The following is a 14,989-nucleotide window of genomic DNA, read 5'->3' on the forward strand; positions in this document are numbered from 1 at the left end:
CCGCGCCGCGCTTTCAGCGCGTCACCCCCTCAAGGGGGCGATGCCTGCGGCCTGGCAAAGCCAGTTCCGCGGAATCCTTGGTTGGGGGCACTTCGCGCGAGGAGTTTCAGCCGCGCGCTGGAATGTTCAGGCCGCGTTGCACGGCGGGGCGTTGTTCAAACGCTTGCAGCACGCGCGGCAGTTCGGCGAAGTCGCTGAAGCCCACCAGATCACCCGCGCCATAAAAGCCCACCAGGTTGCGCACCCAGGGCCAGATCGCGATGTCGGCGATGGTGTAGTCCGTGCCCATGATCCACTCACGCCCGGCCATGCGCTGGTTCAGCACAGCCAGCAGTCGCTTGGCTTCGCTCACGTAGCGGTCGCGCGGTCGCTTGTCCTCAAAGTCCTTGCCGGCGAATTTGTGGAAGAAGCCGAGCTGCCCGAACATGGGGCCCACGCCACCCATCTGGAACATCAGCCACTGCAGCGTCTCGTAGCGCGCGGCCGGGTCCCGCGGCAGGAACTGCCCGGTCTTCTCGGCCAGGTACACCAGGATGGCGCCCGACTCGAACAACGCCAGCGGCTGGCCGCCCGGGCCGTTGGGGTCGAGGATGGCCGGGATCTTGTTGTTCGGGTTCAGTGAAAGGAAGGCCGGCGACGTCTGGTCGTTGGTGTCGAAGCTCACCAGGTGCGGCTCGTAGGGCAGGCCGGTTTCCTCCAGCATGATCGAGACCTTCACGCCGTTGGGCGTGGGCAGCGAATACAGCTGCAGGCGCTCGGGATGCTGTGCGGGCCACTTCTGCGTGATGGGGAATTTGTCGAGAGATGTCATGAATGTCTTTCCTCTGAATGAGAGCCGCATTGAACACCCGTCCCGCATGACCCGGGCACTGCAAGGGCATCGATAATTCCGTATTCACCGGAGACAAGACATGCCGATCACCAAAGGCTCCCAGGCGCTCGTGGCTGAAGCCAGCGCACAGATCACCACCTACAGCGTGGCCGAGATCCAGGCCCGTCTGGCCGCGGGCGATGCGCTCCTGCAACTGGTCGACATTCGCGACGTTCGCGAGCTTGAGCGCGAGGGCACGGCGGTGGGTGCGCTGCACGCACCGCGCGGCATGCTCGAGTTCTGGGTCGATCCGGCCTCGCCGTACTTCAAGCCCGTGTTTGCCGACGAAGACCGGGAGTTCGTGCTCTATTGCGGCGCCGGCTGGCGCAGTGCGCTGGCCACCAAAGCCTTGCAAGACATGGGCATGACCAATGTGGCCCACATCGACGGCGGCTTCACCGACTGGGTGAAGCAGGGCGCGCCGGTGGAGACGCTGGAGCAGCGTCGCGCGAAGAAAGCCGGATGAAGAACCTGTGTGCCTGCGGGCGCGGTGCAGCCTTTGACGCTTGCTGCGGTCGCTACCTCGGCACCGATGTGCCCGCGCCCGACGCCGAATCGCTCATGCGCTCGCGCTACACCGCCTTCGTGCGCGGCGACGCGGCGCACCTGCGGGCCACCTGGCACGCCAGCACACGCCCGACCTCACTCGAAGTCGACGCGGACGTGAAGTGGTTGGGCCTGGAAGTGAAGCAGCACAAGCCGATCGACAGCGCTCACGCCGAGGTCGAATTCGTCGCGCGCTCCCGCGTGCAGGGCCGCGGACAACGCCTGCACGAGCGCAGCCGCTTCGTGCGCGAAGACGGCCAGTGGTTTTACCTGGATGGCGACATCCTGAGTTGAAGGACAACATGTTTGAAGCGGTTTTGTTTGATTGCGATGGCGTGCTGGTGGACAGCGAACCCATCACCAACGGTGTGCTGCGCGAGGTGCTCAACGAGAGCGGCTGGGCGCTCACGCAGGCCGAGTGCATGCAGATATTCATCGGCAAGGCGGTGCGCGACGAGCGCGCGCGCATCGAGGCCGAGACCGGGAAACCACTCACGGAAGACTGGATGCGCGCCTTTTACGCCCGGCGCGACGCGCGGCTTCGCGCCGAGCTGCAGCCGGTGCACGGTGCGATCGATGTTGTGATGGCCGCGCACCGTCACGCGGGTGGCCGCATCGCCTGCGCCTCTGGGGCTGACCGACCCAAGGTCGTGATGCAGATCGAGATGGCGGGCATGCAGCCCTACTTTGGCGACCGTATCTTCAGCGGTCACGACCAGCCGCGCTCCAAGCCGGCGCCCGATGTCTACCTGGCCGCAGCGGCACACCTGGGTGTCGACCCGGCGCGCTGTCTGGTGATCGAAGACACAGGCACCGGCGCGCTGGCCGGCCTGGCGGCGGGCGCTACCGTGTGGGGCTATTGCCCCGAAGGCCATGGCCGTGCCTTTGAAGGACTGGCAGTGCACCGGGTGTTCCACCGGATGCACGACCTGCTTGAATTACTGCCCTCGCCACTCGCCCGGTGACTTTCCCGTCCAGCCTTTGAAGGCGCGGATGAAACTCTTCTCGTTCTGAAAGCCCGCCGCCTCGGCCACCTGCTTGATCGGACGCTTCGTGCGCAGCAGCATCTCGGTCGCGCGTTGCCGACGTGACTCGTCCTTCAGGCTTTGCAGCGATGCGCCTTCGTCTCTCAGCTGGCGGTGCAGGGTGCGCGGTGAGGTGTTGAGCAGCGCGGCGAGGTCGTTGGCGTTGTGCGCGTCCTGCGGGCGGCTGGCCAGCACCTGCCGCACGCGCTGCACCAGCAGGCGGTCGCGCCGATAGGAACGCACGGTCAGTGGCAGGGCGCGCTGCAACAGCTGGTTCATGGCGGCCTCGTCGCGCCGCACCGGCAGGCTCAGGTAGCGGGCGTCGAAGTGGATGGCCGCGTGCTCCGCATCGAATCGGGTGGGCCCGTCAAAAAGAACGGCGTAGGCCTCGGCATGCGGCGGCGCGGCGTAGGGAAACTGCGCACCCAGCAACGCGATGCGCGAGTCCACGTACCAGCTGGCCAGGCCGTGGATGTTGCGCAGCAACGAGACCGCGCAGAGCTCGGCCATGGGCCCGGGGTCGCGGTGCAGATGCAGCGCGACGCTGACCACCTCGCCCGACTCCTCCACGGCCAGCGTCGCATCGGGTGCCAGCAGGCCGTGGTGGCGGCACCAGCGTTTGAGCGCCACCCCCAGCGTCGGGCTGGAGAGCGAGGCGCGCGCGAGCAGGCCGTAGCTGCCCCAGGGCAGCGGCCGGGCAAAACAGCCCAGCGCTTCGTCGTCCAGCTCTCGCATGGCCGCTCCCGAAATCACCTCCATCTGTGTCGCGGTGATCCGCCCAGCCGGATTTCTCAATTGTGCTGGCGTTATTTGTGCCTGCGCCAACGCGGCTGACGGGTCCATGCCGCGCGCATCGAAGGCCATCACCATGGCCCTGATGAGTGCAATGGGCGTGAGCGCAGGCCCCGCTAACAGCTGAGTGGCGTCGGGCGGGGCCGGCAGGCGGCGCGGAGTGGCTTGGGGCATACCCTGATTTTCGGTGGCATTGGCAGCATTTGCAACCCAACTGACCGACAGTGCCCCGCGCGCATCCCTATCCTCCACAATGACCCGAAACCCCCACAAGACAACCTGACAGGACCGCGACATGTCGACCCTGGAGACACAACTCAACGCCCGCTCTGCCGACTTTCAGGCCAATGCCGCCGCCATGCGCGCGGTGGTCGACGACTTGCGGGCGCAGGTGGCCAAGTCCACCTTTGGCGGTGGCGACGTTGCCCGCGCCCGGCACACCAAACGCGGCAAGCTGTTGCCGCGCGATCGCGTGCAGATGCTGCTGGACCCGGGCGCGCCCTTCCTGGAGCTGAGCCCGTTGGCCGCGCTCAACATGTACCCCGACCGCGACGGCACCGACAGCGCGCCCTGCGCCGGCGTGATCACCGGCATCGGGCGCGTCAGCGGGGTTGACTGCCTGATCGTCTGCAACGACGCCACCGTCAAGGGCGGCACCTACTACCCGATGACCGTGAAGAAACACCTGCGGGCGCAAGAGGTGGCGATGCAGAACAACCTCACCTGCATCTACCTGGTGGACTCGGGCGGTGCCAATTTGCCCAATCAAGATGATGTGTTCCCCGACCGGGACCACTTTGGCCGCATCTTCTACAACCAGGCCAACATGAGCGCCAACGGCATCGCGCAGATCGCCGTGGTCATGGGCTCGTGCACGGCCGGGGGCGCTTATGTACCAGCCATGAGCGACGAGACCATCATCGTCAAGAACCAGGGCACCATCTTCCTGGGCGGCCCACCGCTCGTGAAGGCCGCCATCGGCGAGATCGTTTCGGCCGAAGACCTGGGCGGTGGCGACGTGCACACCCGCCTCTCGGGCGTGGCCGACCACCTGGCGCAGAACGACGCGCACGCGCTGGCCCTGGCGCGCCAGGCCGTGGCCACGCTCAACAAGCGCAAGATCGCCACGCAGGCGCTGCGCGAACCGCGCGCACCGATCTATCCCACCGAAGACATTTACGGCGTGATCCCGGTGGACACGCGCAAGCCCTACGACGTGCGCGAGATCATTGCCCGCATCGTCGATGGCAGCGAGTTCCACGAGTTCAAGGCCCGCTATGGCGCCACGCTGGTGTGCGGCTTCGCGCACATCGAAGGCATGCCGATCGGCATCGTCGCCAACAACGGTGTGCTGTTCTCCGAGAGCGCGCAGAAGGGTGCGCACTTCATCGAGCTGTGCTGCCAGCGCAAGGTGCCGCTGCTGTTCCTGCAGAACATCACCGGCTTCATGGTCGGTAAGAAATACGAAAGCGAAGGCATCGCTCGCCACGGCGCCAAGATGGTCACCGCCGTGGCCACGGCCCAGGTGCCCAAGTTCACCGTGATCATCGGCGGCAGCTACGGCGCCGGGAACTACGGCATGTGCGGTCGCGCCTACAGCCCACGCTTCCTCTGGATGTGGCCCAACGCGCGCATTTGCGTCATGGGCGGCGAGCAGGCTGCCGGCGTGCTGGCCACCGTCAAGCGCGACGGCATCGAGGCGCGGGGAGGCACATGGAGTGCCGAGGAAGAGGCGGCTTTCAAACAGCCGGTGCTCGACCAGTTCGGGCACCAGTCGCATCCCTACTACTCCAGCGCCCGCCTGTGGGACGACGGCGTGATCGACCCGGCTGACACGCGCCGTGTGCTCGGCCTGGCGCTCTCGGCCGCGCTCAACGCGCCGATCGGCGAACCGAAGTTTGGTGTTTTCAGAATGTGACGCCATGCAGGCGCACCAGCATTTCACCCAACTCGCCCGCTACAACGTGTGGGCCACCGAGCGGCTGCTCGCTGCCATCGAACCGGTCAACGAGTTCGACTACCGGCGTGACCTGCGGCTGTTCTTCAAAAGCATTCACGGCACGCTCAACCACCTGCTGGTGGGCGAGCACATGCTGTGGCAGCGGCGCTTCGCGCGCGGGGAATCGCCGAAGCTGGAACTGGACATGGAAGCCGAGCCCGAGCGCGCCCGTCTGGCCCAGGCCTTGAAGGGCGGCGCCAAGGTGTGGGAGCCGTTGATTGCCGGCTGGCCCGCCGAGCGCTTCGACGGCAAGCTCGACTACACCAACATGCGTGGCCAGGCCATGAGCCTGCCGTTCGCCGCCACGCTGGCCCACGTGTTCAACCACGGCACGCACCACCGGGGCCAGATCAGCGCAGCACTCACCATGCTGGGCCAACCCGCGCCTGAGCTGGATCTGGTGTATTTCCTGCAGCAGACGGCTTGAGGATCACGACAACAACAAACGAGACAAGACCCATGAGCGCCACCATCTACGACAACCCCGACCACGAACTGCTGCGCGACCAGGTGGCGCGTTTTCTCGAGCGCGAAGTGGAGCCGCACGCCGCCGCGTGGGAAGAGACCGGCATGGTGCCGCGCGACGTGTTGCGCCGCATGGGCCAGGCGGGGTTGCTGGGCATTGCGTTCGAGGGCGAGTACGGCGGCGCCGACGCCGACGCCATGACCAACCTGGTGTTCGCCGAGGCGCTGTCGCAAAGCACCTTCGCCGGTTTCATCATCACCGTGCTCGTGCACACCGACATGGCCGGCCCGCACCTGCACCACGCCGGCACGCCAGCACAGAAAGCGAAATACCTGCCCAAGGTGACTTCGGGCGAGCTGATCACCGCGGTGGGCATCAGCGAACCCGGCGCAGGGTCCGACGTGGCCGGCATGCGCACCACGGCCCGACGCGATGGAGATGAGTGGGTGATCAACGGCACCAAGATGTTCATCACCAACGGCGTGCACGGCGACCTGTATTTCGTGGCCGCCAAGACCGGCACAGCGCGGCACGACATGTCGATGTTCATCGTCGAAAAAGGCACACCCGGCTTCACGGTCGGCCGTGCGCTCAAGAAGACTGGCTGGCTCTCCAGCGACACGGCTGAACTGGTGTTCGACAACGTGCGCATCCCCGCCGGCAATCTGCTGGGCGAAGAGGGCAAGGGCTTTTATTCGGTGATGAAGAACTTTCAGACCGAGCGCATTGCACTGGGTGCCATGGCCATCGGTCACTGCACGCAGGCCCTCAAGATCACGTTGGACCATGTGCGCCAGCGCCAGGCCTTTGGCGCCACGCTGTGGGATCAGCAGACCATCCGCCAGCGCATCTCGATGCTCGACGCCAAAGTGCGCGCGGCGCGGCAGTTCATGTACCACTGCGCCTGGAGCGTGACCCAGGGCCACGACATCGTGCAGGAGGTCTCCATGCTCAAGGCGCTCACCGGCGAGCTGGTCAACGAGGTGGTGCAGACCTGCCAGCAGTTCCACGGCGGCATGGGCTTCATCCGCGAGACGGCCATCGAGCGTCTGTGGCGCGATGCGCGTGTGCTCGCCATCGGCGGTGGTGCCACCGAAGTGATGCTTGAAGAAGTTGCGAAGAGGTACTGACCATGACGAACGTGCTTGATGTGACCCGCCCCAGCGCCCATGTGGCGCGCGTGTGGCTCAACCGCCCCGACGTGCGCAATGCGTTCAACGACGACGTGATCGCCGCGCTCACCGAGACCTTCACCGGCCTGTCGAAGGACGAAGAACTGCGCGTGGTGGTGCTCGGGGCGCACGGCAAGGCCTTCTGCGCCGGCGCCGACCTGAACTGGATGAAGGCCATGGCCGGCTACAGCTGGGACGAGAACCGCGCCGATGCGCAAAAGCTCGCCGACATGCTGTGGACGCTGGACCAGTGCCCGGTGCCGGTGGTGGGCCGCGTCCAGGGCGACTGCTACGCCGGTGGCATGGGGCTGGCCGCCATCTGCGACGTGCTGGTGGCCGTCGAGGGCGCAACCTTCTGCCTCTCCGAGGCACGCCTGGGCTTGCTGCCCGCGACCATCAGCCCCTACGTGGTGCGCGCCTTGGGGGAGCAGGCTTCGCGCCGCTACATGGTCACGGCCGAGCGCTTTTCGGCGGTGCGCGCGCACGCGCTGGGCATGGTCCACGAACTCGCCACGCCCGAGACGCTGGACGCCCGGGTCGACGAGATCGTGGCCACCCTGGTGGCCAACGGACCGAAGGCAGCGCGTGAATGCAAGCGCCTGGTGCGCGACGTGAGCGGTGTGCCCGTCACCGCCGAGCTGCGCGGCGAGACCGCGCGCCGCATCGCCGACATCCGCGCCAGTAACGAGGGCCGCGAAGGCCTTCAGTCCTTCCTGGGCAAACGCGCACCGGGCTGGTTGCCACAGGCCTGAGCGACCATGACGGAAACCCTCGCCTCCCTGGGAACGCCCGAGCTGCTGGCTCTGGCCGGGGCGCTCGGCTGGGCCAGCGGGTTCCGTCTTTACGCGGTGGTGTTTCTGGTGGGCGCGGCTGGTGCGCTGGGCTGGATGGAACTGCCCGCCGGTCTGCAGGTGCTGCAGCACCCTGCCTTGTTGGGGGCCAGCGGCTTCATGCTCTTTGTCGAGTTTTTTGCCGACAAGATTCCCGTGGTCGACTCGTTGTGGGACATGGTCAACAGCGTGGTGCGCATCCCCGCCGGCGCCGCGCTGGCGGCTGGCGTGTTCGGTGCCGACAGTGGTGCCATGGCCCTTGCCGCCGCCTTGCTGGGCGGCTCGCTCGCCGCCACGAGCCAGGCCGCCAAGACCACCACGCGCGCAGCCATCAACGCCTCGCCCGAACCTTTCTCCAACATCGCCATGAGCCTGGTCGAGGACGGCCTGGTGGTCGGCGCGGTGTGGCTCGCCACCCACCACCCCATTGCCTTCGGCGTGCTGCTCCTGATCACCGTGGTACTGATGTGGATCGTCACCTGGATGCTGTTCCAGTTCCTGCACGCGGTGTTTCGCCGCGCGCAACGTTTCTTCTCCGGACCTGTCAAGGAAGCCTGATGTTCACAAAAATCCTGATCGCCAACCGTGGTGACCAGCGGCAAAGCCGCGCAGCAGCGAAGCTACATTGCATGGCACGCATAGCGTGCGCAGGCGATTTCACCTCGGGAGTCCGTTATGTTTAAAAAGATCCTCATTGCCAACCGAGGTGAAATCGCCTGCCGTGTGGCTGCCACTGCCCGCCGACTCGGCGTGCGCACCGTGGCCGTGTACTCCGACGCCGACGCCAGCGCCAAGCACGTGGCCGCTTGCGACGAGGCGGTGCACATCGGCGGCAGCGCGCCCAAGGAGAGTTACCTCCAGTGGGAGCGCATCATTGAGGCCGCGAAGGCCACGGGTGCACAAGCCATCCACCCCGGCTACGGTTTCCTGAGCGAGAACGACGCCTTTGCCAACGCCTGCGCCAACGCCGGCATCGCCTTCATCGGCCCGCCGGCCTCCGCCATCCTGGCCATGGGCCTGAAGGCCGAGTCCAAACAACTGATGGAAAAAGCCGGCGTGCCGCTGGTGCCCGGTTACCACGAGGCCGACCAGGACCCCGCCATGCTGCAGCACGAGGCCAACCGCATCGGTTACCCGGTGCTGATCAAGGCCAGCGCGGGCGGCGGCGGCAAGGGCATGCGCGCCGTGGACAAGGCCGAGGACTTCGCCGCTGCGCTCGCGAGCTGCCAGCGCGAGGCGCGCAACAGCTTCGGCAGCGACGCGGTGCTGATCGAAAAGTACGTGCAGCGCCCGCGCCACATCGAGATCCAGGTGTTCGGCGACACGCACGGCAACTGCGTGTACCTGTTCGAGCGCGACTGCTCGGTGCAGCGCCGCCACCAGAAAGTGCTGGAAGAGGCGCCCGCGCCCGGCATGACGCCCGAGTTCCGCGCGCAAATGGGCGCGGCGGCTGTGGCAGCGGCCAAGGCGGTGAACTATGTGGGCGCCGGCACGGTGGAGTTCATCGTCGAACAGCCACCCGAAGGCGGCATGCGCTTCTACTTCATGGAGATGAACACGCGCCTGCAGGTCGAGCACCCGGTGACCGAAGCCATCACCGGGCTCGATCTGGTGGAGTGGCAGCTGCGCGTGGCCAGCGGCGAGCCGTTGCCGCTGAAGCAGGAGGACCTGCGCATCCACGGCCACGCGATCGAGGCGCGCATCTGCGCCGAAACGCCCGACAACAACTTTCTGCCGGCCACCGGCACGCTCACGGTGTACCGCAAGCCCGACTGCACCGCGTTTGAACGGGGCGTGGTGCGTGTGGACGATGGCGTGCGCGAGGGCGACACCATCAGCCCGTTCTACGACTCCATGGTGGCCAAGCTCATCGTGCATGGCGCCACGCGCGCCGAGGCGCTGGCGCGCATGGACGCGGCCCTGGCCGAGACGCGCATCGTCGGCCTGTCCACCAACGTGCAGTTCCTGCGCCACGTGGTCAACAGTCCGTCGTTCGCGCAGGCCAACCTGGACACCGCGCTGATCCCGCGCGAAGCCGCGGTGTTGTTCCACCAGGACAAGGTGGGTCTGGCGCTCGCGGTGGCCTCGGCCGTGGCGCAAACGCTGGTGGTCGAGCGTGCCGTGGAGGCCGTCGACCCGTTCTCGCGCCGCGACGGCTGGCGTCCGCACGGGCTCACCGTGCGCCGCTTCGACTTCGAGTACCTGGGCGAGCCCCTGCTTGCGCACCTCACCTACCTGCACGACGGCGCGTTGCAGCTCGCCTTTGGCGAGGTCAGTGGCGTGCTGCAGTTCGAGACCTTGCCCACCGAGGGCGGCGCCCGCATGGATCTGCAATTCCAGGGCCAGCGGCAGACCGTGCAGACCTGGCAGTTGGGCGAGATCGTGCATGTGTTCTGCGCTCTGGGTGCCACGCAGATCACCGAGATCGACGCGCTGGCCCACGCCGGCGTGGCCGCGGCCGACGGTGGTCGGCTCACCGCGCCCATGCCTGGCAAGGTGCTGTCGTTCGCGGTGAAGGCGGGTGACGTGATCAAGAAGGGTCAGGCCCTGGCCGTGATGGAGGCCATGAAGATGGAGCACACCATCGCCGCCCCCGCCGACGGTACCGTGGCCGAGCTGTTGTACGCGCCCGGCGACCAGGTGAGCGAAGGCGCCGAGCTGCTCAAGATCACCACGGCGTGATCGAGGCGATGGCCCCGTGACAGCGCGCGCGGGCCGCTTCTTTTAAGCTCGACGCATGAACATCACCATCTGCGTTGCCCAAACCAAAGCCGCCCCCTGGGAAGAGGGCTTTCGCGCCCAGCTGCCCGGCGCCCACGTGAGCACCTGGAAAGCCGGCGATCCGCAGGCCGACTACGCCATCGTGTGGTCGCCCCCGCAAGCGTTTCTGGACGAACAACCTGGCCTCAAGGCCATGTTCAACATCGGAGCCGGTGTGGACGCGATCATGAAACTGCGCCTGCCGCCGCAAGCCCAGGTGGTTCGGCTGGACGACGCCGGCATGTCGGTGCAGATGGCCGAGTACGTGTGCCACGCCGTCATCCGCCATTTCCGCGAGTTCGACGGTTACGAGGCCGACATCGCGGCCGGCCAGTGGTCCTACCGCAAGCCGCGCAGCCGCGCCGACTGCCCCGTGGGCGTGATGGGCCTGGGCGTGCTGGGCGAACGCGTGGCGCGGGCCCTGCGTGTGTTCGAGTTTCCCGTGCATGGCTGGAGCCGCAGCCCCAAGCAGATCGACGGCATCACCTGCCATTCAGGCACCGAGGGCTTCAACGGGTTTCTCGCGGCGAGCAAGGTCCTGGTCAACCTGCTGCCGCTCACGCCCGATACGCAGGACATCCTCAATCGCGAAACGATGGGCCGCCTGCAGCCCGGGGGCCATGTCATCAATGTTGCGCGTGGCGCGCATCTGGTGGAGGACGACCTGATCGCCCTGCTCGACAGCGGGCATCTGTCGGGCGCCACGCTCGATGTGTTCCGCACCGAACCGCTGCCGGCCGAGCACCCCTTCTGGCAACACCCCAAAGTCACCATCACCCCACACACCTCGGCCCGCACCCTGCGCGACGAGAGCATTGCGCAGATCGCCGGCAAGATCGTGGCGCTGTCGCGCGGCGAGCCGATCGCCGGTGTGGTGCACCGCGACCGCGGTTATTGAAAGCTGAAAGCGAGTCCCTCATGAACATCCCCACCCGCGTTCAACTCATCGACGTCGGCCCGCGCGACGGCCTGCAGAACGAAAAGCAGCCGGTGCCCGCCGCCATCAAGATCGAGCTGGTGCACCGCCTGCAGGCCGCGGGCCTGAAAGAGATCGAGGTCACCAGCTACGTGAGCCCGAAGTGGGTGCCGCAGATGGCCGACAACCACGACGTCATGGCCGGCATGTCGCGCCAGCGCGGCGTGCGCTACTCGGTGCTCACGCCCAACCTCAAGGGCTTCGAAGCCGCCGTGCTCGACAAGCCCGACGAGATCGTGGTGTTCGGCGCGGCCAGCGAGGCCTTCAGCCAGAAGAACATCAACTGCTCGATCGCTGAGAGCATCGAGCGCTTCGCGCCCGTGGTGGAGGCAGCCAGGGCTGCCGGCATCGCCGTGCGCGGCGCCATGAGTTGCACCGTCGGTTGCCCGTACGAAGGTGAGATCGCGCCCGAGCGCGTGACCTACCTCGCGGGGCTCATGAAGGGCATTGGCGTGCAACGCGTGGATGTGGCCGACACCATCGGTGTGGGCACGCCGCGCAAGGTGCAGGCCGCGCTCGAGGCCACACTGCAGCACTACGGCATCGACGAGGTGTCAGGCCATTTCCACGACACCTACGGTCAGGCCCTGTCCAACACGCTGGCTGCGCTGGAGATGGGGGTCTGGAATTTCCAGTCGTCCGTCTCGGGCCTGGGTGGCTGCCCCTACGCCAAGGGCGCCACCGGCAACGTGGCCACCGAAGACGTGGTCTACCTGCTGCACGGCATGGGCATAGCCACCGGCATCGACCTGGACGCGCTGGTCGACGCCGGCGTGTACATCAGCGAGCAGCTGGGCCGTCCGAGCGGCTCGCGCGTGGCGCGCGCCTTGCTGGCCAAGCGGGCGGGCTGACCTATGGAACTGCAAGTCTGGCTCGCGTATTTCCTGGCTTCCTGGGCGATTGCCCTGTCGCCGGGGTCGGGCGCGGTGCTGTCGATGACGCACGGCCTGGCCTACGGGATGAAGAAGACCAGTGCCACCATCGCTGGCCTGCAACTGGGGCTGGCGGTGATCCTGCTGGTGGCCGGTGTGGGCGTGGGCGCGCTGCTGCTGGCCTCGGCCACGGCCTTCACGGTGGTGAAGTTCGCGGGCGCGGCCTATTTGATCTGGCTCGGTCTCAAGCAATGGCGGGCGCATGCGGGGGCGGATGCCGTGAAGGGGGAGGCAGTGCCGACGCCCACCGGCGTACCTTCGGCGCGCGAGCGCTTCGTGATCGGCTTCTTCACCAACGTGACCAACCCCAAGGGCATCGTGTTCATGGTGGCGGTGCTGCCGCAGTTCATCGATCCGCAGCGCCCGCTCTGGCTGCAACTGCTGGTGCTGCTGATCACCACCATTGCGGTCGATCTGGTGGTCATGCACGGCTACGCGTTTCTCGCCTCGCGGGCCAAAGCCTGGCTGGCCACGGCGCGGGCCCGGCGCGCGCAGAACCGTGTGTTCGGCGGCGTGCTCATGGCCATGGGGGCCAGTCTGCTGCTGGTCAAGCGCGCGGCCTGACGCTGGCCCCACTCCGCAAGCTCGGGGTGGAGCTCAGCCGGCGGACGGCACGTGCAACACGGTGCACGGGATCAATGTGTCGATCCAGTCTTCCGTGTTCATGGGCGCGTACGGTGCCCTGCCGGTGCCCGGTGCACTGTGTCGCCCTGGCTTGCGTTGCCACAGGTGCACCGACACGTCAAACTCATGGCCGCTGAGGCTTTTGCCTGTGACATACAGACCCAGCGCCTGGTCGGGCTGCATGGGCTGGGGCACCCCGTCGATCGTGATCTGGCCGGTCCAGGGCAGCCAGCGCCGGTGGTACTGCTCGGCCACCCAAGGCCAGTCGCCGCGACTGAGACGACAGCCGATCACGCCGCCATGGCGCTTGCCTTCCACCATCTGCTCCCTGGTCAGCGCCATCTGCAGTTGCTCGGCAAAGCGTTGACGGGTGCGCGCATCGACCGCCATGACATGGATGTCTTTGCGCAGCAAACCGATCGCCACGTCCGCCCGATACAGAAGGCTGCGGACCTTTCGATCGTCGGGCTCGAGGCCATCCCTCACCCTTTGAAGCGGGGCCAGCAGGTCCATGCAGGCGTGCATGGCCGTCGAGTCGTTGATCAACGACTTGCTCCGCTCGATTTCCCAGATGCAGAAGTCGGCGTAGGTGCCGAGCCCGTTCTGCACCGTGAATCCGATATCCGCTTCGGTCAGGTCCAGATCGGTGCGTGCGATCTTCTCCGGCATCCTGGTCTTCACGCGCGCTTCCTGTCGAGCCGTTTTCTCCTTGGCCACAATGGCCTTGCGGTCCAGTGGCTGCGGTTCCTTGTCGCTGATGGGTCCCCCGATCCATTGCACCAGTTTGTTCACGGACCACGTGTTGACCGGGTCGAGATCGGGTGGGCTGGATGTGTCGTCGTTTTTGCGTTGATCCGGCGCCTGTGGCAATGTGTTTCGAAGCCGAAGGCGCTGCGGTGTCATGCGAAGCAACTGCTGCGACCAGACCTGATTGGCTGCCGCGATCGCAGCCTGGTTGCACTCCTGCACCTTGGCACCCAGGGGCACCCCGGCGCGAACGGCATCGATGGTGGCCTCGATGACCATCTGGGCCCGCGCGCTGTCGGTGGCGCGGCCCAGGGCCACCTGGTTGGCCACGATCTGGTCAATGTCTGTTTGCATCGATCCATCCAGATTGGCCGCCGTGCAGTCCTGCAACACGCTCACCAGAATGTCGCCCTCGGAGGCCACCAACAAGCCAGCGTTGAGCAAGGCGGCCCCGGTGCTGCGCACGGCGCCAGCGAGACGGTGTCGAGCGGCCAGCGCCAGCAGTTCGAGAAACATCGGTCGTTCTGCCTGTGGGCGCGTGAAACAGGCGCTGAGCAGCAGATGTTCTTCTTTCGTCTGCGTTTCGATGCCCAGAGCGCCCATCAGGGTGTCAAGGCTTTTCACGAGTTCAGCGCAGCAGGTTGCCCATGGCGGCTGGGCCATGGACACCATGTGCAGCCGGGCGGCCTGGCTGCGGACCATGCTTTCCAGAAAGGCATCGGGCACCAGTGGTGCCAACAGGCTGATGTGGCTGATGCCGGCAGTCACACCGGGCAGCGCAGGCGTTCCCTGGAAGTAGGCATCCAGCGTCGTGGTGATCAGGGCCTCGCGCTCCTTGCGCTGCGCATCGGGCAGGCGGAGGTGGGCCAGGGCGATGTACAGATCGGACACCAGGTCGACCGTGTCGGCGGGCAAGCCCCGGGCGATGGCGCTCAGTATTTTGAGCTGGGCGTCTGTGAGGTCATGCACTTCGTTCTTCATTTGCTTGAGTGCCTGGCCTCGTGCGGACGCTTGTGCAGGGGTCAAGTCCGGCAACGCAAGATCACGGCACAGGAAATAGCTCACGGTCCAAGGGGCTTGAGCGTGTTCGGGTTTGTAGTCCAGTTGGCCGTACATGGGTTCTCCTGGGTGGGGTTGGGGCTTGAGTGGCGCGATCCGGCCAGGTGGCGGACGGAGGCAAGTCTGTGCGCTTGCCCGTGCGCCGACCATCGCTTCGCCAGCCCATGGCAGCAGCGTCACGCGAGGGCCG

General features: G+C 66.6%; 15 protein-coding genes. 12 read left to right on the forward strand and 3 right to left on the reverse strand.

Annotated elements, in window-relative coordinates:
• Positions 1-106 precede the first annotated feature (106 nt).
• The gene (locus ASE11_RS05625; RefSeq protein WP_056267638.1) at positions 107-811 is read right to left on the reverse strand and encodes a glutathione S-transferase N-terminal domain-containing protein; all 705 of its coding nucleotides are present in this window, start codon (positions 809-811) and stop codon (positions 107-109) included.
• Between the two features lie 100 nt (positions 812-911).
• Here ASE11_RS05625 and ASE11_RS05630 point away from each other — a divergent pair, with 100 nt between their 5' ends.
• The 3 genes from ASE11_RS05630 to ASE11_RS05640 are packed head-to-tail and all read left to right on the forward strand — an operon-like array spanning position 912 to position 2,382.
• On the forward strand, positions 912-1,337 hold the full coding sequence (locus tag ASE11_RS05630; protein ID WP_056267641.1) for a rhodanese-like domain-containing protein: 426 nt from the start codon (positions 912-914) through the stop codon (positions 1,335-1,337).
• Entirely contained in the window at positions 1,334-1,711 is a 378-nt protein-coding gene (locus ASE11_RS05635; RefSeq protein WP_056267644.1) for a YchJ family protein, read from the forward strand. Before ASE11_RS05630 ends, ASE11_RS05635 begins: the two co-directional genes overlap by 4 nt.
• 8 nt (positions 1,712-1,719) lie before the next feature.
• Positions 1,720-2,382 carry an HAD family hydrolase gene (locus tag ASE11_RS05640; protein ID WP_056267649.1) on the forward strand — a complete coding sequence of 221 codons (663 nt, stop codon included), beginning with the start codon at positions 1,720-1,722 and terminating at the stop codon, positions 2,380-2,382.
• Here the strand turns inward: ASE11_RS05640 and ASE11_RS05645 are convergent.
• On the reverse strand, positions 2,356-3,408 hold the full coding sequence (locus ASE11_RS05645; RefSeq protein ID WP_056267653.1) for an AraC family transcriptional regulator: 1,053 nt from the start codon (positions 3,406-3,408) through the stop codon (positions 2,356-2,358). The two genes, ASE11_RS05640 and ASE11_RS05645, sit on opposite strands and share 27 nt — an antisense overlap.
• Before the next feature lie 121 nt (positions 3,409-3,529).
• Here ASE11_RS05645 and ASE11_RS05650 point away from each other — a divergent pair, with 121 nt between their 5' ends.
• From ASE11_RS05650 to rhtB, 9 genes are all read left to right on the forward strand, one after another.
• The gene (locus ASE11_RS05650; RefSeq protein ID WP_056267658.1) at positions 3,530-5,152 is read left to right on the forward strand and encodes a carboxyl transferase domain-containing protein; all 1,623 of its coding nucleotides are present in this window, start codon (positions 3,530-3,532) and stop codon (positions 5,150-5,152) included.
• A gap of 4 nt (positions 5,153-5,156) precedes the next feature.
• Complete coding sequence (locus ASE11_RS05655; protein ID WP_056267660.1) at positions 5,157-5,660, forward strand: DinB family protein; 504 nt, start codon at positions 5,157-5,159, stop codon at positions 5,658-5,660.
• A gap of 32 nt (positions 5,661-5,692) precedes the next feature.
• Positions 5,693-6,829: an acyl-CoA dehydrogenase family protein gene (locus ASE11_RS05660; protein ID WP_056267665.1), complete on the forward strand. Its 1,137-nt coding sequence runs from the start codon at positions 5,693-5,695 to the stop codon at positions 6,827-6,829.
• A gap of 2 nt (positions 6,830-6,831) precedes the next feature.
• Positions 6,832-7,623: an enoyl-CoA hydratase/isomerase family protein gene (locus tag ASE11_RS05665; protein ID WP_056267669.1), complete on the forward strand. Its 792-nt coding sequence runs from the start codon at positions 6,832-6,834 to the stop codon at positions 7,621-7,623.
• A gap of 6 nt (positions 7,624-7,629) precedes the next feature.
• Positions 7,630-8,259, forward strand: a complete 630-nt coding sequence (locus tag ASE11_RS05670; protein ID WP_056267674.1) for a DUF4126 domain-containing protein — start codon at positions 7,630-7,632, stop codon at positions 8,257-8,259.
• Between the two features lie 117 nt (positions 8,260-8,376).
• Entirely contained in the window at positions 8,377-10,383 is a 2,007-nt protein-coding gene (locus ASE11_RS05675) for an acetyl/propionyl/methylcrotonyl-CoA carboxylase subunit alpha (protein WP_056267677.1), read from the forward strand.
• Between the two features lie 55 nt (positions 10,384-10,438).
• Positions 10,439-11,359 (forward strand): 2-hydroxyacid dehydrogenase, encoded by a 921-nt coding sequence (locus ASE11_RS05680; protein WP_056267680.1) that lies wholly within the window; start codon positions 10,439-10,441, stop codon positions 11,357-11,359.
• 20 nt (positions 11,360-11,379) lie between these two features.
• Positions 11,380-12,288 (forward strand): hydroxymethylglutaryl-CoA lyase, encoded by a 909-nt coding sequence (locus ASE11_RS05685; protein WP_056267683.1) that lies wholly within the window; start codon positions 11,380-11,382, stop codon positions 12,286-12,288.
• 3 nt (positions 12,289-12,291) lie between these two features.
• A complete protein-coding gene (rhtB, locus tag ASE11_RS05690; RefSeq protein ID WP_056267686.1) occupies positions 12,292-12,933 on the forward strand; it encodes a homoserine/homoserine lactone efflux protein in 642 nt (213 codons plus the stop codon).
• A gap of 33 nt (positions 12,934-12,966) precedes the next feature.
• Here the strand turns inward: rhtB and ASE11_RS05695 are convergent, their stop codons facing one another.
• Positions 12,967-14,856, reverse strand: a complete 1,890-nt coding sequence (locus tag ASE11_RS05695; protein WP_056267689.1) for a hypothetical protein — start codon at positions 14,854-14,856, stop codon at positions 12,967-12,969.
• Positions 14,857-14,989: the final 133 nt, after the last annotated feature.

The organism is Hydrogenophaga sp. Root209, assembly GCF_001428625.1.
Lineage (GTDB): Bacteria > Pseudomonadota > Gammaproteobacteria > Burkholderiales > Burkholderiaceae_C > Hydrogenophaga.